20 protein-coding genes are annotated in these 20,201 nt (G+C 36.9%); all 20 read right to left on the bottom strand.

Features of this window, described 5'->3' with window-relative positions; translation table 11 throughout:
• Positions 1–178 precede the first annotated feature (178 nt).
• The gene (locus tag OQ5_RS0117445; protein WP_016778715.1) at positions 179–1,171 is read right to left on the bottom strand and encodes a radical SAM protein; all 993 of its coding nucleotides are present in this window, start codon (positions 1,169–1,171) and stop codon (positions 179–181) included.
• The gene (locus OQ5_RS0117450) at positions 1,171–1,890 is read right to left on the bottom strand and encodes an SAM-dependent methyltransferase (RefSeq protein WP_016778716.1); all 720 of its coding nucleotides are present in this window, start codon (positions 1,888–1,890) and stop codon (positions 1,171–1,173) included. Before OQ5_RS0117450 ends, OQ5_RS0117445 begins: the two co-directional genes overlap by 1 nt.
• 390 nt (positions 1,891–2,280) lie before the next feature.
• Positions 2,281–2,727 (bottom strand): glycosyltransferase, encoded by a 447-nt coding sequence (locus OQ5_RS21535; RefSeq protein WP_016778717.1) that lies wholly within the window; start codon positions 2,725–2,727, stop codon positions 2,281–2,283.
• Positions 2,727–3,206, bottom strand: a complete 480-nt coding sequence (gene pssD, locus OQ5_RS0117460; protein WP_016778718.1) for a PssD/Cps14F family polysaccharide biosynthesis glycosyltransferase — start codon at positions 3,204–3,206, stop codon at positions 2,727–2,729. The genes OQ5_RS21535 and pssD overlap by 1 nt, the downstream gene beginning before the upstream one ends.
• 56 nt (positions 3,207–3,262) lie before the next feature.
• Complete coding sequence (locus OQ5_RS0117465) at positions 3,263–4,171, bottom strand: glycosyltransferase family 2 protein (protein ID WP_016778719.1); 909 nt, start codon at positions 4,169–4,171, stop codon at positions 3,263–3,265.
• A 2-nt stretch (positions 4,172–4,173) separates the two neighbouring features.
• Positions 4,174–5,385 carry an O-antigen ligase family protein gene (locus tag OQ5_RS0117470; protein WP_016778720.1) on the bottom strand — a complete coding sequence of 404 codons (1,212 nt, stop codon included), beginning with the start codon at positions 5,383–5,385 and terminating at the stop codon, positions 4,174–4,176.
• Positions 5,386–5,392: 7 nt separating this feature from the next.
• Positions 5,393–6,385, bottom strand: a complete 993-nt coding sequence (locus OQ5_RS22095) for a glycosyltransferase family 2 protein (RefSeq protein WP_016778721.1) — start codon at positions 6,383–6,385, stop codon at positions 5,393–5,395.
• A gap of 619 nt (positions 6,386–7,004) precedes the next feature.
• A complete protein-coding gene (locus OQ5_RS21545) occupies positions 7,005–8,345 on the bottom strand; it encodes a hypothetical protein (RefSeq protein WP_016778723.1) in 1,341 nt (446 codons plus the stop codon).
• Between the two features lie 145 nt (positions 8,346–8,490).
• Positions 8,491–8,682 carry a hypothetical protein gene (locus tag OQ5_RS22100; protein WP_016778724.1) on the bottom strand — a complete coding sequence of 64 codons (192 nt, stop codon included), beginning with the start codon at positions 8,680–8,682 and terminating at the stop codon, positions 8,491–8,493.
• On the bottom strand, positions 8,682–10,142 hold the full coding sequence (locus OQ5_RS21550) for an MOP flippase family protein (RefSeq protein WP_016778725.1): 1,461 nt from the start codon (positions 10,140–10,142) through the stop codon (positions 8,682–8,684). Before OQ5_RS21550 ends, OQ5_RS22100 begins: the two co-directional genes overlap by 1 nt.
• Positions 10,143–11,291 carry a glycosyltransferase gene (locus tag OQ5_RS0117495; protein WP_016778726.1) on the bottom strand — a complete coding sequence of 383 codons (1,149 nt, stop codon included), beginning with the start codon at positions 11,289–11,291 and terminating at the stop codon, positions 10,143–10,145.
• Positions 11,284–12,330: a nucleotidyltransferase family protein gene (locus OQ5_RS0117500; RefSeq protein WP_026055374.1), complete on the bottom strand. Its 1,047-nt coding sequence runs from the start codon at positions 12,328–12,330 to the stop codon at positions 11,284–11,286. Before OQ5_RS0117500 ends, OQ5_RS0117495 begins: the two co-directional genes overlap by 8 nt.
• Positions 12,331–12,458: 128 nt before the next feature.
• On the bottom strand, positions 12,459–13,094 hold the full coding sequence (locus OQ5_RS0117505; protein ID WP_016778728.1) for an acetyltransferase: 636 nt from the start codon (positions 13,092–13,094) through the stop codon (positions 12,459–12,461).
• Between the two features lie 209 nt (positions 13,095–13,303).
• The gene (locus OQ5_RS0117510) at positions 13,304–14,530 is read right to left on the bottom strand and encodes a LegC family aminotransferase (RefSeq protein ID WP_016778729.1); all 1,227 of its coding nucleotides are present in this window, start codon (positions 14,528–14,530) and stop codon (positions 13,304–13,306) included.
• Positions 14,531–14,876: 346 nt separating this feature from the next.
• The gene (locus OQ5_RS0117515) at positions 14,877–15,860 is read right to left on the bottom strand and encodes an NAD-dependent 4,6-dehydratase LegB (RefSeq protein WP_016778730.1); all 984 of its coding nucleotides are present in this window, start codon (positions 15,858–15,860) and stop codon (positions 14,877–14,879) included.
• A gap of 37 nt (positions 15,861–15,897) precedes the next feature.
• On the bottom strand, positions 15,898–16,500 hold the full coding sequence (gene cysC / locus OQ5_RS0117520) for an adenylyl-sulfate kinase (protein WP_016778731.1): 603 nt from the start codon (positions 16,498–16,500) through the stop codon (positions 15,898–15,900).
• A 488-nt stretch (positions 16,501–16,988) separates the two neighbouring features.
• Complete coding sequence (locus OQ5_RS22105; RefSeq protein WP_141638895.1) at positions 16,989–17,423, bottom strand: hypothetical protein; 435 nt, start codon at positions 17,421–17,423, stop codon at positions 16,989–16,991.
• 22 nt (positions 17,424–17,445) lie between these two features.
• Entirely contained in the window at positions 17,446–18,081 is a 636-nt protein-coding gene (locus OQ5_RS22110; protein WP_052308320.1) for an AAA family ATPase, read from the bottom strand.
• A 428-nt stretch (positions 18,082–18,509) separates the two neighbouring features.
• Positions 18,510–19,544, bottom strand: a complete 1,035-nt coding sequence (gene darG, locus OQ5_RS0117535; RefSeq protein ID WP_016778733.1) for a type II toxin-antitoxin system antitoxin DNA ADP-ribosyl glycohydrolase DarG — start codon at positions 19,542–19,544, stop codon at positions 18,510–18,512.
• Between the two features lies 1 nt (position 19,545).
• Positions 19,546–20,097 carry a type II toxin-antitoxin system toxin DNA ADP-ribosyl transferase DarT gene (gene darT, locus OQ5_RS21560; RefSeq protein WP_016778734.1) on the bottom strand — a complete coding sequence of 184 codons (552 nt, stop codon included), beginning with the start codon at positions 20,095–20,097 and terminating at the stop codon, positions 19,546–19,548.
• Positions 20,098–20,201 lie beyond the last annotated feature (104 nt).

The following is a 20,201-nucleotide window of genomic DNA, read 5'->3' on the forward strand; positions in this document are numbered from 1 at the left end:
ACTGACCCCCTGAAAGGAGGTACCCCGCCGCATGGTTTCGGATAAGTTGTTTTTTTCGTATTTGATTGACTCAAGTTATGAGTAATCCTTAACCTTAACCTTTACCTTAACCTCAACCTTTGCCTTAACCTTTACCTTAACCTCAACCTTAGCCTCAGCCTCAGCCTCTATTGATCATTCAATATTTTAGCGATCTCGTCATCCATCCTTCACCACTGCTTCTCCTGAAAAATGCTTTCATCAGGCGTGAATGCCACCTGTCGGCCCGCCGGAATTGCCGAAAATGACTGCTGCTCCAGGTTATGCCTAACTGACCGGCGGTTTTGGGTGAGATATAAGTATAGACCAGTTCTGCCAGGTCGGCGTCCCTGGTTTCTTCACGGTAAGCGGCATCATCGCGGTTGGCCAGAAAAGCGACATTATGCCGGCGACATGCTTCTTCAAGGTGTGACAGGATTTCGTTGTACTTTGGCAAGTCATCTCCGGTGAATTGTTGACGGTATCTGCCCCCCAAATCCATCACTGGTCGCACTTGTAATACATCGACCGGGTAACGGCCAAACACCTCAAAAAATGCTTTCAGTTCATCCAGATTGTCACGGTTGGCGGTGTAATTAATACGCAGCCCGGGGTGTTTATTTCCGGCATCCCTGACTTCTTTTATCCAGGCAAGTACTTCATGAAACTTTTCATAACTCGCGCCGGTCATGAATTTTTCATAAGTGGCCTTCTTCACGCCATGGCACGACAGGATGATTTCATTTACACCGTACCTGACCATCAGGTCTATATCTTCCCGTGTTAAAAGTTGCCCGTTGGTTACCATGCTTACATCGGGCACTTTATGTTTTCGGGCCAGGCGGAACAATTCCTGATATCCCGGATGGGTTGTCGGCTCGGCAGCACAACCCACTACTAACTGAAAAGCCCGGGGAAACAATACCCGGGCTATATCCTGGAATTCTTCTGCATTAAACGCTCCCCTGTTTTTCTTTCTATACTCCGCCGAACTAAAATTACACATGCGGCACGCCAGATTGCAACTTAACGACGGATCAATACGAACCGACAAATGACGCCACCCCAGATTCGATGCAACCAAAAGTCCCAGAAGTTTCAGCTTCCGGCTTTTGATGCGCTTGTGGAGGTGAAGGAGGGTGTAGAAGGTCATTATTTCAATTTACATACAAAAAACACTGTATTCCCCATTAAACTCTTTAAAAAATTAAACGGGGAAAATACAACTTTAATAATTTGAAAATGTGATTTTAAAACTTGCTCAAAAAGACGATGATTAAATCCTACATGAGAATAATAATAATCCAAACCCACTGCAATTTCGTGAGACGAACGATCTAATTTAACTCCAAATATTGTTTTTAAAACATCCATCCAACTCATTTTGTCTTTTTTGTGGCCTCTCAGCTTTCTGTATACATTCTTTATACCACCAGGCAATCCTGTCTCCACCGGCACACTAAAAACAATTGTTGCGCTTTGTGTAGCTTTTTGCTTTATGGTTGAAAATAACTCCTGAAGCTCTGCTTCTGGCAGATGCTCGCAGGTTTCCAGACATGCAATTTTATTAAACCTTCCTTTTAAAGAAGCAGGATTACTGACAATATGAATTGAACTGTTTACTCTCTGTAAGGCTTGTGCGGCCATTTCGGGAACCGGTTCATAACCTGTAAGAGTAACATCCCTGTATTTTTCATTAATCAACTCTAATAAACGACCGTCACCACAGCCATAATCCAAAACCCTGTCACCAGATTTTACATCCAACATTTTTATTGCCTCTTCAAAACGTTTGTTATGTGCCCAACGTTGAATGGGAAGGGGGCTATTGTAGGTGAGGGTGTTGTAATTGGGAAAATGATGTTTTTTCATCTATAATCTTCCACCTAAATGGTATCTCAGTTTGTTTAAAAAGTTTTAAGGCTTTATACTTTATGGACAATAACACTTCGCTGTCCGGTATTTGCCAATCAACACCAATCTCAGGATCATTACAAGTTATGCCGGAATACATATTGCACCAACTATAAAGCGTTGCTTTAGTTATTTCGTGCTCAGGCCACAAACTCTGAGCATCTATGCCTCTTTCTTACTCCGTGAGGATCTTGTCGATCTGATTTTCTGTTAATCTTGATTTCTTCATAATGATTTTTAACTGCTTAAAATCAATAATTTGTCAAATTTTAAGCTGGCTGGTTTTTGAGTAAAGCAAAAAAGCTATAAACAATTATTTTTCTTCAATGTAACCTTGAATAAAATCAATTATTTTTCTTTTCCTGAAATAAATTTTTGAGGTGAAAAATCTTCAATCGATTCTAAAATCTTAAATAAAGACATTCCATCTCTCCATGCTAAAACATATCCTTTTTCTTCAAAAGCATCGACCAACTCAAGCTGATGGTTATCAATATGTTCTCTATATTTCTTCAACCTAGGAATCACAATTATTTTTTTATTCAATTTACAACCCATTAAAACCGATCCTGTCCCTGAATGAGAAATAATATAATTGGCCTTTTTATATAACTCCTGAAGTTCTGCTTTTGACAGAAATGGATATAATTGCATATATTGACTATTAAACTCGGTAAATCCAGACTGTACAATAATTTCCTCATTACCAAACACTCCTTCCTTTGCCAATTCTTCTATTTGTTGCAAAGGTCTAATAAAACTATATTTCTCGGTACCTAATACAACTAATATCATTAGTAAATTCCTCCTCCCAAATATATTGCTTTTTTATATAAATCTTTTGCTGAGTCCCATTGAACAATAAAAACATCAGAAAAGAAATAGGCAATATCAGCAGACTTTGCATGACTTTTTACTCTTGCATAACTCAATAAAAAAATAGTTCTCGCTTGAAATATCTTACCAAAAAAGAAAAAGGGAATCGCTATATAACTTCCTGTTGATATAACTATATCAGGTCGAAATTTCATAATTAAAAAGAATGCTTCAATTGAGTTTCGAAAAAAATCCAACCAAAATCTAATTCCTCTTCCACCTTCTCTCTTTTTTAGAAAAGCGACATTAAATTTTTCTTTTAAATCCAGGTTATATGCAACTTTCTCAGTTGCAATCAAATATTCATATTTTGAAAACAACGGTTCAAATTGAAGCAATTGTTCCAAGTGCCCCCCTGCTGAGGAAACAAAAAGGACTTTTCTTTTCCTATTACTCATTGATATGGAAATAAATTTTTAGGAGTAAACAGTTTTTTTACAAACATAGATAACATTCAAGAGTTTTTTAGTTTCAGTAAAAATTTATTCCGAATAACGACCATGTTTTCAGAAATAGTCCTATATAAGATTGTCTTAAAATATCTTTTCAATTCTGGGTCTGAAAGACGCGTCATTTTCTCTTTCTTTGCATTCAAATATCCATTCAAATATCCTTCAACTTGCTTTCTCTTATTAATAAGGGTATAAAAAAACACTCTAAAGAGCACAAAATAGAATGGGATGTATCGATAATATGCTGACTTTCCATAATACTCAGAATTAACATTTTTCCCAACCGGACGCGATTTTACTAAAGAATCTTCAAATGATTGTACTTGCCATCCCCTCATACGAGCTTTTGCTGTTGATAAAGCATCTGCAGAATAACCAGTAATATACCCTGATTCTTTGTAGCATTCTGTTCTCCACAACCGAACTCCTCCAATTGCCCATCTATCTGGATATCTATGAAAAATCTTATCCCCATTTTCAAAATAAAAAAGTTTTCCACTGGCGATACCTAATTTTGGGAAAGTTTTAAATTTCTTAAGTAAGTTGGAATAATACTTTTTATCTAAAAAACAATCGGCATCTAATATTCCAATATAATCTGGTTCTTCATTAATTTCGTCTATTATTCTTTCTAGTTCTTTAAAGCCATAACTAACAACAGCGGCATACTTTTTCCCAAGGTTGTATGCATCATCTAAGTGCTCACTACGCACAAGGTGAAAGTGTTCTACATTTTTGATTTTATCACGATTTCTTAACAAATACTCATTACTGCCATCCGAACTTTTATCGTCAATTATAACCCATAAAAATATCTTTATTTCTTGGCTGTTAATTGAATCGATTAATTTTGGCAAATTTGTAATTTCATCCTTCATTGGAGTGATAATGGCAATTTTCTTCCCTTCCATAATTAAATAGTTACTCGATGTTTTTTTATAATGATTGTAAAATATGAAATTATAAACCACATATGCACAGGGTTTACAATAATATTTCCGGATAATTGGGCTAATAGGAAAATAAAAAAAAGTACAATTGCGCCTTTAATCGACATTAAATCTTCTGAGGATAAATCATTTATTTTTTTTATTTTATTTAATTTCTTAAATAACCAAAACAAAGTCAAAAGGTATAAAAACAGGCCAACCAATCCAGTTTCAGCGAATATCCGAACATAAGAGTTGTGTGGGTCATGATGTAAATTATCCAAAATATATGGAGAAATAAGGGAAGTGGATTCAAGACCATTACCAAAAACAACATTGTCATTTTTTTTGGTTTCGTTTATTATATTACTCCATGTAACAATCCTCCAAACCAAAGAATTTGAGCCACCGGCATTCCCACTAGATATCTTTTGCAGAATAAAATCCGAATCTATTGTTAGTATTGAAGAAATTCTAGTCTCTAAATATCCACGATTCAGAAATAAAATAACAAAAACAGCCAAAACGCCAACAATTTTAAAAATCTTCCCTTTCAGATTAAAAAAAAGATAATAATAGATAAATAATAAAAATGAAATAGATCCTCCTAAACTTTTTGATAAAGCAATCGATACAAAAGCAAAAAAAACTATTAGGTAAATTCTTCTTTTATACTTAAACAAGTTCTTATTATATAATAATCCAATACTAGAGAAGGTTAAAAAGTAGGCCAAATGATTAGAATGAATAAAAAATGCTCTAGGTCTATAATCATTTAATGCAAAATACTGAATTAAAACATAAATCAGGGATAAAAAAATAATAATGCTAACTAATTTAAGAATCATTTTTAACTCAACATTCAAATTCATAACAATAAATCCCACAAAAAAATATGACATATATCGCAAAAGCGCTTTTATAGGATATAAAGAAAAACCGTGAATAAAAATGAAAGCAGAAAAGGTCCCTATAATAAGTATTATTAAACTTAGAATTAATGGAGTATTAAATTCAGAAAAAATTTTAATTACACCTTTATCTCTTATAATTTTTATAAGAATTGGCAAAATTAAGATAGGAAGTATTACCTCGAGAACCCGAATTTTTCCTAAAATAGCATTTGCAAAAATAGCAAAGTAAAACAGACTAACCAAGTTGCTATTTATTGTTATATTTCTGGTCATCCCTTTCATTACCAATTTATTTTAACAGCCTTTTGTGACAATCAAAAGAAACCATTTGAAATAATTTCTTTAGAAAGGAATAGCAGAAAGGAGGAAGGATTGATAACGGAACATAAATCATACTTAATTTTAAATCAACCCATATATACAAATTATTATATAACCTGAAATTTTTCTTATTGGAAGTGTTAAAATTTAACCTCCAAGCACTTAAAACTCTACGATTAGAATATTTTTTTAGTAAGGTAGCTAATTTCCCAGAATATTTAGGCAAAATTTTTTTTATTGTCTCTTGTTGTTCTATTGCATCACTCCAGCTTGTTTTTGTTACCATATTAACAGAATCTCGATAGTAAATGGCACCAACATGCGCACTCCAGCCAAGCCCTCCTGCTTGTTCAATACAACGGAGCCATGTATCCACATCTCCTCCTCTTTTCATGAGGTTTTCAGGAAACCCACCAGCCACAATTAATAATTCCCTCCGAATACAGGCTATTGATGTCCAAATGGGTCTTAAGTATGAGCATTCAGCTCTTAAATAATCTTCAAAAGAGAGTCTATGATTTCCTCTATTTGAATATTTTAAATAATAAGGATCAAAAGAGCATTCATTAGAAGTCTCTTCACCCCAAGATTCCTTCCAACCAGATCCTATAACTGATTCATCAGGAAATTCTTGTATTAATTCAAACATATTTTTAAGATGATCTGGAATCCATTCATCATCTGCGTCTAAAAAGGCAATCCACCTACCATTTGCTTTCCTAATTCCCAAATTGCGACCTGCATAACCACCGGGGCCTGGGCATGTGCGGTGAAATATCCTTATTCGCCTATCATTAAATTTTTGAATTTCCTCTAAACTCTTATCTGTTGAGGCATCATTAACTAAGAGAAGTTCAAAATGCCGAAATGTTTGGTTTAAAACCGAACTTATGGAACGATGAATGTGGGGACCTTTGTTGTATATGGGAATGACTACAGAGAAAAAGGGAATATTTTGCATAATACCAAATTTATCCTACTAAATAGTGTCAGTCCATAAAGGGGCGTTTTTTGAGAACTAAAATCAAATTTTTCTCAAAAACGACGGAATTTTTGATAGCCTGACTGAAATTATCGACTAAATTTATCCTTAATTTAAAAAACAACCTAAGCTTGCAATAAATTTAATATAATATTGTCTTTCTTTACCTTGTATTTTCATAAACTTTTTTAAGCAAGCTATTTTTTTTGTCTTTTATTTATTCTATGATCATCTTGGCTATTAACAAGCGGGATAATCCCCGTATATTATAGCCTATGACGCTCCATAACACTTTTCTGGTAAAATGCTTCAATTCTTTCCAGGTACAGCATGTCAAGTCAAAGGTAAGCCTTCGGCAATATATATATATATATATCAATTGTTGTGTGTTGTTTAAATTAATAGGCTGCAGAAAAACAGAGAACAGCAGTATATAAGCCTACGGTCTTAAGATTATCATTATTAAGGAAGAAGTCAGCAAATATTAAGACAAAATACACTAACAGCCCTGCAATGATAAATAATTTGATGATTGAGTCTTTTCTTACAATTAAGTTCATAGCAAGGTGTGTTGATGATTGTTTATTAATAATAGGGTTCAAAAGTGTTTTTGAAACCCTAATAAAGACAATACCTGCACCTTCTCACTTCCTTTTCCCCTTACATATAACCTCTCACAATCCTTCTTAAGTTGAGGATATTCATTCAATAACTCAATATTCTCATTAAAATAACCATCCATAACCTTTTTAAGTTCAGGATTGGTATTGTACCAATATTCCAGTGGATTCATGTTGTTTTTTGTATTAAGCCCATATTTTGCAATGCCCAGTTTTGATAAAATCTTGGTTGGTAATTGGCTGAGTGGAATTCTTTTTCCTTTAATTTTAACCCAATAAGGATAATTTACTGAAACCTTATCACTTTCCCATATATAGTTTGCTGCTTTGGGGTATTTTGTCATTATCCACTTTTTATAGATGTAATGATTAAAACGCAGCTTTAACGGAATGCTTAATGCAAATTCCATAAAATCAATATCATAAAAAGGGGAGTAGGTTTCGGTATAATTCATAATGCCATACAATCCCTGGTTTGCCCCATAAAAACCCCTGATATACATTTTGAAAATTTCCTCGTTGGGGTAGTTTTCTTTAAAGGTAAAAGGTTTAATTGCTGACAAAAGTTTTTTGGAATAGGCACCATCTCCAAAGTTGAATTGTTTGTCTTTATTCAAAGTGGAATAAAACGTAGAAATAACAACATCGCCCAATTGCCCTGAGTGCATTATCCCTAATTTTTCAAAATTTAGGTAGTTGTATAAACTTAAACCATGAGCTAAACCATAGTAAAGTACATTGCCTCCGGTTATTTGAGTGGTTTCATCGATGTTTTTCAAAAAATTTCCGTTATCAAGAGCCTTAAAAAGCCATTCGTGTTTTAAATCGGAGGCTATTTTTTTGGGGATGGTTTCGTCGAGGTAATTGCTTTGCGAGAAGGTAAGGTTGAGTTGGCCGGTATAGCCCAGGTCGTGCGCTACCCACACAGTCATCCGGGAATCAAGACCTCCACTTAAGGAAGCTACATGTTTGTATCCGTATTCCTTATCCTTTTCAATGGCCAATTGTACCGCTTCTCTAAATCGTTTGTCTATTTGCTCAATGGCTTCATTTTCCGAAATGTCAATTGGAGTGTTGGTTAATGTATAAAATTTCTCAAAGTTCAGTTTGTTATTTTGAAAAAGAGCACAATATCCAACCATCAGGCGTTTGATTTCATTGGTAATGGTAATGTCTTCAAATACATAACCATACGAGAGAAGCAGGTAGGCGCCTTGTTCATTTAAGGTTACTTTTTTACCATTCTTTTTTAAATGATTTACCAGCCCGGTGTAGTTATTTGAAAATACAATGTGGTTGTTGTATTCGGCATAGTACATGGGTTTACTGCTGATGTGGTCGGTAAAAACAATCCATTTATTTTCTTTTTATCGAACAGAAAACCGTAATACGAACTTTTTAAATGCTTAAAAAAAGGTTGCCATTATTTGTATAGGATTCTATCAAATATTCAGACCAAGTAATTTAATTGCTGTTTTCCAACAGATGCCTTTTATTCAATACAATTCTGTCGAGTAAAAGGTAAAAATCATCTTTTTCAAAATTTATTTTGTCGTTTTGAAACTTAGCTGACGTGGTGTATTCCAGTGAGAATGTTTTACCATTACTATTCCCGGATTTCACATTCGTTTGAATATCCAATATAAATGATGACATTATTTTTTCCGTTTAATGGTTGAGATAAACAGGTTATAGGTTTCTAAAACCGACTTTTTATCGAAAAAAAGGATAAAAATACCAAAAGCAATCAACGTGACAGCAACTTTAAGGATTGCATTTACGATTATGCTGTGCTTGATTTCGGCTTTCTCGCCTGAAAAATAAATGAGTAATGTGGCAGCAAGAAAGAAAATGAGTGGTTTATAGAATTGACTTGTATATTCTTTTAAGCTGATGTTGGCCATTGGCTTAAGCTGTATAAACCAAAGAGGGATAATAATGAACAACGAAAGCAGTGCATAAAATGCTGCTACGGCTTCAATGTTTATTAACGCGCCGGCAAATATAACCGGAGGCGTAATAATCACCCTCAGTATTGTCCATTTGAATCCTATATCTGTTCTTCCGGTGGCAATTTGCAAACTCCCCACCGGATTTCCAATTGTGTTTATACCATATGATACTGCTATGAAGCTTAATACCATAAATCCTGAGGCATAATCCTGCCCATAAACAAAGGTTAATATTTCTTTTGATAGTACAATAATGAGTAAATATATCGGTATGTTTATTGATGCCAAAAGGTGTACTGCTTTTAAGTAGTATTGTTTCACTTTTTCTTTCTCTTTTTGAATGGACGATAGAATTGGACTCAAAACATTCAAAATAATTGGATTAACGATTGAGTACAATTTCAAAACAATTTGTTTTGCCAAACTATAAACGCCCAAACTTTCGGCTCCCAGCAATTTACCAATAATCAGGATATCCATTTCACGCGAAAAAAAATCGAGCAAGGTGCTGCCCATGGTAAACCCGCCAATTCTCAGGAAGGGTTTGGTTTCTTTTAAACGGAAATGAAACCGGATGGGATTTAATCGCTGGTTCTGGATTAGAAAAAGACCATTTGAAATAAATGAGGCAAGTAATGTCGAATAAACCAAACTGTAAACCCCAAAGCCGTTTATGGCCAGCAGGGTTGCTGCAATCAGCCCTAGGAAAAAGGAAATCAATTCAGTAATCGCAATGGCTTTAAACTGAAACTGTTTTTGCATGATGGTACGGTGCTGCCGGCCGCTGGCCATCAGCACCAAGTTTGTGCCGAGAATGGGAACCAACATGCGCAACTCTGGCTCATCGTAGAAACGGGCAACTACTGGTGCGCCAAAAAATAAAATTCCATACAAGAACAATGAAATAAAAATGTTGAGCCAGTATATGCTGCTGTATTCATTTTTGGTGGCATTTTGCCGGTGAAGGATGGCCGATGTCATGCCCATATCCACAAAAATATTGGAGAATTGCACCACAAACAATGCCATGGACACCAACCCAAACGCTTCTTTGGGCAGAAACCGAGTTAAAATAGAAACTTGCAATAATTGAAACAAGGCCCGACCAATTGTTCCAACACTTGTCCATTTAATTCCTGATATGGCTGTTTTACGGAAGTTCATCTAGTCTTTGTATAGAGCAATCCAGTCGTGAATATTCTTTTCCCATAAACCCAATTCGGCAATGGCTTGCGGATTGTTATTAGTTTTTTTTACATAATTTTCATAATTGCCAATTACATCAAATATAATATTGGGGAGTTCTTCCAGCTTATCAATTTCAATAAACCAAGCTCCGTGTTCCTTCATGGTTTCATAGGGCAGCCAACTACCGGTAATAACTACATTCCGGGCAAACAAATGCTCCTGCATGGAACCCGAAAACTGGTCGGTAAGTTGCAACTGAATCATAACATCGGAAGCCTTCCGGATTTGAGCTACTTTGTCATCGGTTAAAAATGTATCGTAAATGGTATATTCAAACGGGAGTTGCTTTAGTTTTTCCAGCAATTGATTTTTGTATTTTGGTGTTCCATTATAAGTAACGGGTAAAATCAATTGTATTTTTTCTTTTAAACTTTTAATATTTGTTGTGTCAAACTGTTTAAGAATTTCAAGGTGTTGTTGCGCCGGATTTGAATTGTAACCGATTGTTATTGCCAGTTTATTGTTGTTCCAGCTCAGTTTTTGTTTACACTCATTTTTTGATAATTTGATTTTTTTTAACCTCTCAAGCGGAGCCAAGCCAAATCGACACAATTTAAGATTGTCATTTTTCCAATTATATTTTTCTTTAAAAAGATTAATTGACTTTTGGTTGGCAAAAGTTAAAATATCGGCTTTATTGCAGGCTCTAAAAAATCTTTTTTCATTAAGAGGACTTAACCTATATAAATCACTGCCCCAAATGGAAAAGATTATTTTTGACTTTTGGCTTCTTTTAAATTGGTTTACTAGTAAATAACTATCAATACGTATATAGTGAAAATGAATGACATCATATTCAGGCAAATCTTTTAGTAATTTTTTATATAGAATAAGACGATAAAGTAAATGAACACCTTTTATTTTTGAAATAATATGGTAAATGAAATTTTCATCTTTTATCCTGTATATCGAGTTAAAATTTTTTTTATTTTTTTCCTTTACAGTGGACTGGCTTAAAATATCAATTTTAAAATTATTGTTCTTTTCTTTCTTTAGCCAATGCACATAATTGGTAATGAACTGATGGTTACCGTCGCCAACCAATAGAATCCGTTTTTCAGTCATTGCCGTTCTGTTTTAAGTATTCGTCCCACTCTCCAATGTCCTTCCAACTTTTTTCGCTTACCGGAAAAACACCCACATTTCCGCCGTTTTTGTGAACCTTTTCAATTAAATGGGTAATGTGGAAAAACCGGTTTTCGGGTATCTGGTTTAACACTTGTGGTTCTAAAATGTACATTCCGCTGTTAATTTTAAAGGTAAGTTCAGGTTTTTCCTGCAAGCTTACCAGTTGGCCGTTGTCGGTGGTCTCAATGGTTCCGTAGGGAATGGGGTAATGCTTGAGTGCTGCCACTATGGTAATGTCGTTTCTATTGGTTTTATGGTAATCGAGAATTTCCGAGTAGTCCTGCTCAATGAGGATGTCGCAATTGCTTACGAAAAATGTTTCTTTTATTTTGTCTTTCAGCAACGAAAGGCTACCCGCTGTGCCCATTGGTATATCTTCTTTAAAATATGATAAGCGATAAGGCAGGTTTTGATTTTTTAGATAGTATTCTATAAGTTCGGCTTTGTAATTCACCGAAATATGAAAGGTGTTGCAGCCCTGTTTTGAAAAGCGCTGGAAAATATGTTCGAGTATTGTTTTTTCCCCTAAAGGAATTAAGGGCTTTGGCAAAACATTGGTTATCGGTTTTAACCGTGTTCCAAACCCACCTGCCATAATCACTACAGGTAGGTTAAACCGTCTTTTCGGTTGTGGTTCCTTCTCCTGAAAAACATCTTCCCAAAAATAAATGTTAACAATTTCCTGCTGGTCATTTACCACCGGGCAAAGTTCCATACGAAAGTCGAACATCATTTGCCGGATGGTTTCATAGCTATCTTCGGGTTTGGCAATACGAATGTTTTTACGCAAGACATCTACAACCTTTGTTTCAAGCGATTTGTTTTGAATGATTGCCCGCTGGATGTCGCCGGCACTTAGTAGTCCTAAGAATTTATTTTTATTTAATACAACTAGCAACTTTTTATCAAGGATATCCATTTTTTTGAATGCCTCTAGAAGAGTTGCGTCATGTGGTATTGTCCTTTCTTTTAGCATGGTAAAGAAGTACTTGTTTTTATTTTATAAGAGTAACTCACTACTTGGCCGTGGCTTCAATTGATAGCTTGCCCATTTCAATGTTCCCGCTATGGTTTACGCCTGCTTCATCTGGTATGTTGGTATACTCAACGAATTTTCCTTAAAGGATTTCCAATATAAATGCCTGGTTTCGCAAGGCTCTTTAAAACTTGCGAACCGGCTGCAACTATTGAATTGTCACTGATTGTGATGTTGTTGCTCAAGACTGTATTGCTACCAATAAAACAATTCGTCCCAATATTTACTTGTCCGTTTACACATGTGGCTGTAGAAATGTGGCAGAAGTCACCAATAATGGCTTCATGTTCAATTAGCGCTTTTGAGTTGATGATGCAATTGATGCCAATTCGTGCTTCTGCATTTATTAAAGCATGATGCATAACAATTGTACCTTCCTGAATTGAAGCATGCCTGCTGACATAAGCGGTTGGAGCTACGATTACCGGCAATTGAGCATTTAGTTGTTTGGCCTGGTCGTATAACTTTATTCTTAGGTAGGCTGATTTAATTTGCCCTATTGTGATTATAACATTTTTGTATTCTTGAACTAACTCAGGTAAATCATCATCCGTTCCAATAATTGGATAACCAAGAATGGATTGACCAACTTTTTCTGCCATATCAACAATTCCTGCAATTTTGTACTTCCCTTCTTGTTCTATTACATCTATGCAGGACTTGCAGTGTCCGCCGCCGCCAATGAGGATGATTTGTGGTTTCATTAGTTGAGATTTAGATAGAGGCTGAGGATAAGAATAAGGTTAAGGTTGAGATGTATGTTAATTTCTAAATTATATTTCTTTTTCTTTCACCGCTTGACGGCTTATTGATATCCTTAGTGGTTTTAACCTACCATTCTTACACCGATCGGCGGTTCTCTTAAGGGTGTTTTGATTTATTAGCCTTAATAACCTCAACCTTAACCTCAATCTTAAATAATTGCGCTACTAGGTATATTCACGAGTCTATCAGCAATCCACTCGGCATTTGAAATATCCCCACATTGTGCATCCTGAAACATCGGTAAGCGGTTCATAAGTTCCCAAACAGACCGGGTCATTACACCGGCATTGTTGGTTTGTTCCAGAAATTGGTCGCGTTCTTCTTTGTTGTTAAGCAGGATGGCGTTGAGCCAATAGTTACTTGTGGAATGGGAAGGCTCAGTAACAAAGGTTGAGGTTAAGGTTGAGAAGAAAGCGTCATATTTTTTTGCCAGTTCTCTTTTAGCTTTTAGGAATTTGGGCAACTGTTCCATTTGTGCGCAACCTAAGGCAGCATTGATGTTGGGCATACGATAATTATAACCGATGTGGTCGTGACGGAACTCCCACCTGTGAGGGACTTTTGCCTGTGTAGTCAGATGCTTAGCGTATTCACCCAACTCTTTGTTTTTAAAGAGCAACATTCCTCCGCCACCGGTGGTTATTGTTTTATTACCGTTGAAACTTAAAACTCCGATGTCTGCGATGGTTCCGGTGTGCTGGTTCTTGTAATAACTTCCCAGACTTTCAGCAGCATCTTCCACAACTTTTATGTTGTAGCGATTACATATATGAACAATTTCATCAATACGGCAGGGATGCCCGAATGTGTGCATGGGTACGCAGGCAGCGATGCGACGGCCGGTGGACTTGTTAAAAGGTTGGAGGCCCCCTAAATCCCCCCAAGGTGGACTTTGAGGTTTAGAATTCTCAGCCTTAACCTCAACCTTAGCCTCAGTCTCCTTCATCTCCACATTCTCTTCCAACCACTCTTCCAACTTCCGGGGCGACATTCCCAGAGTGTCTCTATCTACGTCAACAAAAACAGGATTCGCACTGCAATAACTTATTGCATTGGCAGTAGCAATAAAAGTCAACGGTTGGGTTATGACTTCATCGCCGGGTTTGACATCGGAGAGAAGTAAGGCCAAATGCAGTGCATTGGTGCCATTAACACAAACAACAGCTTTAGAGGTACCTGTAAATTCTGTAATCATTTCTTCAAAACGATCAACGAACTTTCCTACACTGGAAACAAAGGTTGAATCGATGCACTCTTCCAGGTATTTCTTTTCGTTCCCGTAAAATCTGGGCTCATGAAGCGGGATGAAGCCTTCGGGAGTCTTGAAGGTTTGGCGGATGAAGGAGATAATATTTTGGAAATTATCTGGATTCATAGGAATATATTATGAAAATAATATAATTAGGGTCGATGGATTTTTAATAAATGGCTTGCGCCATTTTGATTGGTTGTCCGTGAATTTCACGAATTACGCGAATTTAACAACCACTTTCAGCGATTTTTTAGTTTGGCAAAGCCGAACAGATACTGCGAAGCAGAAATAATTCGCGTAGATTAGCGAAATTCGCGGACAACTATTTTATTCGCGCAGCGAATCATCTTTTTTATGTTCATTCCGGAGGAATTACTGTGTAATTGGTTTGATATCAGGATGATTGTGCAAGTTTTAGTTTCCTGTCACCGCTCCGCGGTTTTCTCAACCTCAACCTCAGTCTCAATCTCTACACATTATAGATTCCTGCTTTATATTTTTTGAGATTTTCCGGATTGCTAAACCATTCACATGTTTCTCTTAATCCTTTTTCAATATCATAATCCGGCTCAAAGCCGGTTAATTCACTAATGAGTTTATTATCTCCCCACAACCTGAATACCTCCGAGTTTTTTGGTCTTAATCGTTGGTCTTCAGTAATGAATTTTACATCTGATTTCATAATTCTTTTTATCAGATTCAGCAAGTTCTTCATAGAGATTTCATAATTGGAACAAATATTTACTTCTTTGCCAATTAAAGCATCACTTTCAGCCAGTGCCAGAAAGCCTTTACAAGTGTCCTTTACAAAATTGAAATCACGGGTAGGCGAAAGATCGCCCAATTTTATCTCTTTCATGCCATTCGCAATTTGCGTAATTATTGTTGGTATTATTGCCCGAGCAGATTGTCTGGGGCCATAAGTATTGAAAGGTCGCGCAATGGTAACCGGCAATTCAAAAGCATTGTAAAAGCTCATGGCCATGGCGTCGGCTCCGATTTTAGAGGCCGAATAAGGTGATTGGGGTTGTTTTGGGTGTTTTTCGTCAATAGGTACATATTGGGCCGTTCCATAAACCTCGGAAGTAGAAGTGTGGATAACCCTGATATTACCGTTTTCTTTGGCTGCCTGGCAAATGTTAAGCGTCCCTTTAACGTTCGTGTCCACGTAGCTATCCGGTGCTACATATGAATATGGGATAGCTATTAAAGCCGCCAGATGAAAAATTACATCTACCCCCCTGGTAATTTCCTTACAAAAGTGCGGGTCACGGACATCGCCGGTTATGATTTCCAGGTTGTTATTTTCCGGAATATCTTCCAGCCACCCCCAGTTGTTAAATGAATTGTATTGAGCCAGGGCTCTGACTTTGTAGCCTTTTTCCAAAAGATATTCGGTAAGATGGGAACCGATGAAACCGTCGGCACCGGTAATTAAAAAAGTTTGCATCATAAATTGTGCTTACTTAGAAATAAATAAAATTTCAGTACTATTTTTGTTGTATATCTTTCTCCAAAACTTCCATCACCATCCTCAAACTTTCTTCGACACCAACCATAGAAGTATCAATAACCAGATCCGGGTTTTCCGGTGCTTCGAACGGGGCCGAAATTCCGGTAAAATTTTTAATTTCTCCTTTACGGGCTTTTTTGTAAAGGCCTTTGGTATCGCGTTGTTCGCAAACCTGGAGGGGAGGATTTACAAAAATTTCTATAAAATCTTCTTCTCCTATAATAGATCTGGCCAGTTTTCGAATTTCATTGGTGGGACTGATAAATGCGGCTATCGTTATCACACCACAGTTGAGGAACAACTTACACACTTCGGCTATTCGCCGGATGTTTTCCTTTCGGTCTTCATCAGTAAACCCCAGATTATTATTGATACCTGTACGTATGTTATCGCCGTCCAGAAGTTTGCAAAGAAACCCACGACTGTAAAGCTCCTTTTCAAGGGCTGCAGCAAGTGTACTTTTTCCGGCACCCGAAAGTCCGGTAAACCAAATTACTTTGGCACGCTGGTTTAAAAGACGCTCGCGGTCCTCTCGTGTAAGAATTTTATCGAAAACAGGATGGATGTGATTTTTTGTCATTAGTTAAGAAGTTGTGGGGGGCGGCCCCCTAAATCCCCCCAGGGGGGACTTGTGAGAGATACTCTTTCAAATTTGGTTAATCTGTGTCATCAGTGGTACAACCCTGTCTTATGTGTTCTTTTGTGGTCTTATGTGGTGTATTTTTTGAGAGACGCACGGCCGTGCGTCTCTACTTGCTTCTATCTTCTGCCTTCTGTCTCTGTGTCCTCTGTGGTGTATTCTCAACCTTAACCTCAGCCTCAACCTCTATTGATCATTGATAATTGATCATTGGTCATTGAAATCTGTATTCGCCCGGCTCTGCCGCTTTGCTTGCAAAGAATCTGTGTCATCTGTGTGGTACAATCTTATCTTATGTGTTCTTATTTGGTGAATTCTCATCCTGAACCTTAACCTCAACCTCAGCCTCAGCCTTAACCTCAACCTCAGCCTTAACCTCAACCCTGGCCTCAGCCGAATGGCTCATTGATCATTTAAAATTAAACTGCTCACATATTTCTTCGTTGAATAATCCACCGCTTAAAAAAAGGATCATCCAGCTCATACCCGTTATTTGTTTTGATTACACAACCCGTAATCATCAATCTTTTCAGACTGCTATAAACCGTGCTGGCGGGGCCTATATCGGCCTGGTGAGAAAGTGGGCTGATTTTTGAATCATTGCGAAGGGCCATAAATGTTATGGTTTGCTTATCGGTTTGGTTAAAGGTAGCCCAGAGTCGTTCATAATCATGATCATGAAGGTAAATAATCTCGTCCACTGCCTTGATTACAATATTCTGATTTTCGGAATTTTCATCAATTAGATTCCAGGTATAATAAGCAAGTTGCTGGGTATAATAAGGATGCCCTTCGGTTATATCAAGAATATCATTTGCTATTTTGTCGGCCTCATCGGTAATATCAGCAAACTTTTCACTCAAGTATTTTTCAAAATGTTTTTTTTCAATTTTTTTCAAGTGGAAAAAGAATTCCAAAATGATAAAAAGGGGATTTTTTGTCCTCAAAAATTTCACGCATCAGAGATTCCTGACTTCCCAACATTACATAATTCACTGTTTGATGCTGCTGCATAATAGCTCTCAGGGTTTTATCCATCCCGGTTCCAAGTTTCATGATATCCTGAAACTCATCTAATACCACCACGGGTCGGTTCTTTTCGGAGCCAATTTTATCCAACAGATTAAAGACATCCTCAAGTACAGGCGTTTCAGCCTCTTTAGCCTGAAACGAGATGTCCACCTCGTTGCTAAGAGGGTTCAATGAAATATTTGGAATAATTCTGAAATGACGAACCAACTGTCTGAGTTTTTCGCCTGGCCAAACCCTGTAAATTCGTTTAAGCAATTGAGCGGCAAAATCATTTACCGAATTGGTTAATTGCACATCAAGGTATATCACTTTCCGATCGGTTTCGGCAATTACTTTCCTGATTAAACTGGTTTTCCCGAAACGTCGAGGGCTGATAATAATCAGGTGATTATTACTATCCAACGTTTTGGAAACAAACTCTACTTCTTTTTTCCGATTGGTAAAGAAGGGATCTTCAACTACACTGCCAAATTTAAAAGGATTGGTCATTTTCGTTGTTGCGAGATTTTTCGTTGCGAAAATTTTCGGAAAAGATTATTATTTTAGCTGGGTCCGGGTTGCTTGTTACCTGCTATCTCTTAGCATCTTTATTTTAAACTATTCGTTTATTTCATTCCTTGCGCTCACCCCCTGGCCCCCTGAAGGGGACTTATAATTTGAAATACTCTTTCAAATTTGGTTAATCTCTGTCATCTGTGATTCAACCCTGTCTTATGTGTTCTTCTGTGTTCTTATGTGGTGAATTCTCAACCTCAACCTTAACCTCAACTCAACTCAACCTTAGCCTTAACCTTAAATAATTGCGCTACCAAGTATATTTATCAATCTATCAGCAATCCACTCGGCATTTGAAATATCCCCACATTGTGCATCTTTAAACATCGGCAAACGGGTTATAAGTTCCCAAACAGGTCGGGTCAACAAATTTTTTCTGTTGTTTCAAAAAAACTATTAACCCGCTGGTGGGCAACTTTAATGTGGTAAGGTTTCATCAGCTCTTTTTTCCGGTTAGTCCATTGGCTGATTTCTTTTTCAATATCACCCGGTTTGTTTTTGTTGGTTTGTTGTTGAATAAAATCGACCGTGGCCAGCAATTCGAGGCCATAGGGCGATTCAAAACCTTCAATTAAAGTTTCGAGCCTGCCGAGCCGTTCTTTTTGTTGGGCAGAGAGATTGTTTTTGCAGTATTCTTCAACCTTTTCGATATGGTTTAGTTTCATTGTTGTTCCCGGAGAAGTTTGTTCGTGCCTGAATTGCAGGTACCAGCCGTTTAAATATTTTAATAAATGTTGCAACTGGTGCGAGTATGGCCCGTAAATCCCTTTTTCAAATTTCAGATTAAGCGGTTCGCCAAGTCGTTGCATAAAATAAGCCAGTTTTTGAGTCACCAGCAGATTAATGGAGTAACCAAGTACTTTGTATTTACTGAGAGCCATCAGCAACATCGCCCTTGCAGGCGTTAGTTGTATTTCTTTTTTGTTTGGTACAGCCTGGTTATTATAGCCGGGTTCATAAATATATATTTCCAGTTGGTCTTTAACCGGTGTGAGCTCGTTCAGAATTACAGGTTTAACCGATTTCCAGTCGAGACCGCCGTTGCCACTGCCCAGCGGAGGAATGGCAATTGATTTGATGTTTTTCTCACGAATAACTTCGACGAGGTTTTTCATTCCTTCAGTTATGTAATCCATTTTCGAATTTCCGCGCCAATGTTGTTTGGTTGGGAAATTGATGATGTATTTTGGCGAAAAGCGCCCGGTAGTTGTAAGCAATACCCGGCCGGTTTTAAGTTCTTTGTTATCGCACGCCTGGCGATATATTTTATAATTTTCAGGAAACTCATTTTTAAAAGCCAGGGCAATGCCTTTGCCCATTATTCCAACTGTGTTTACCGTGTTCACCAAAGCTTCGGCATCAGATTTCAGGATATTTCCAGTTGTGAAATGTATCATTTTAATAGTACCATTTTGGTTTGACTAAGATATTTCCGGAAAAACCAGTTTTAGCAAATTTAGCTAAAACTGTTGACCTGGCATCGTTGTTATACACTACAAATGCAACAATTGCCGACAATGGTATTTCGCTATGAACCAAAAACTCAGCTTGTTTTCTTCGTTTTCTGTCGGGGTCTTCTTCTGTATCGTTCCATTTAACAAGTTTCACGGCATTCCAATCCACTTCGTTCAAGTGTTGTTCGGAGTTAAAAAATTGTGTCATTAAATGGTAAGCATGTCCATCGGTAAAAATATACGGTTTGCCTGTTTTTTTTATTTCATCAAATGTTGACACAAGGTAAACAATATTCTCAGGATTTCTTTTTGTTACACCCTGAAACCCTTTTTGAATATTATAAAGCATAGGTGATCTGGCGCCAAAATAGAATGCTATGTAATCGGAAAAGTTGCCATAAGGTTCCACGTTTATTTCCCTTGCATTTCTGCTTCTAATGAGTGTAGTATCTCCAATGTTGATGTATCGGGATTGGCTTCGGGATGGTTTGGGCATGTGATTTTACCGGTATTAAAGATATAATCAAGGTTATTACACACCCTAAACCTCTTGATTTTGACAAAAATATGCTTTTTATGTCGCACTCATAAATACATTTC

Source organism: Anaerophaga thermohalophila str. Valhall (assembly GCF_000250735.1).
GTDB classification, from domain to species: domain Bacteria; phylum Bacteroidota; class Bacteroidia; order Bacteroidales; family Marinilabiliaceae; genus Anaerophaga; species Anaerophaga thermohalophila_A.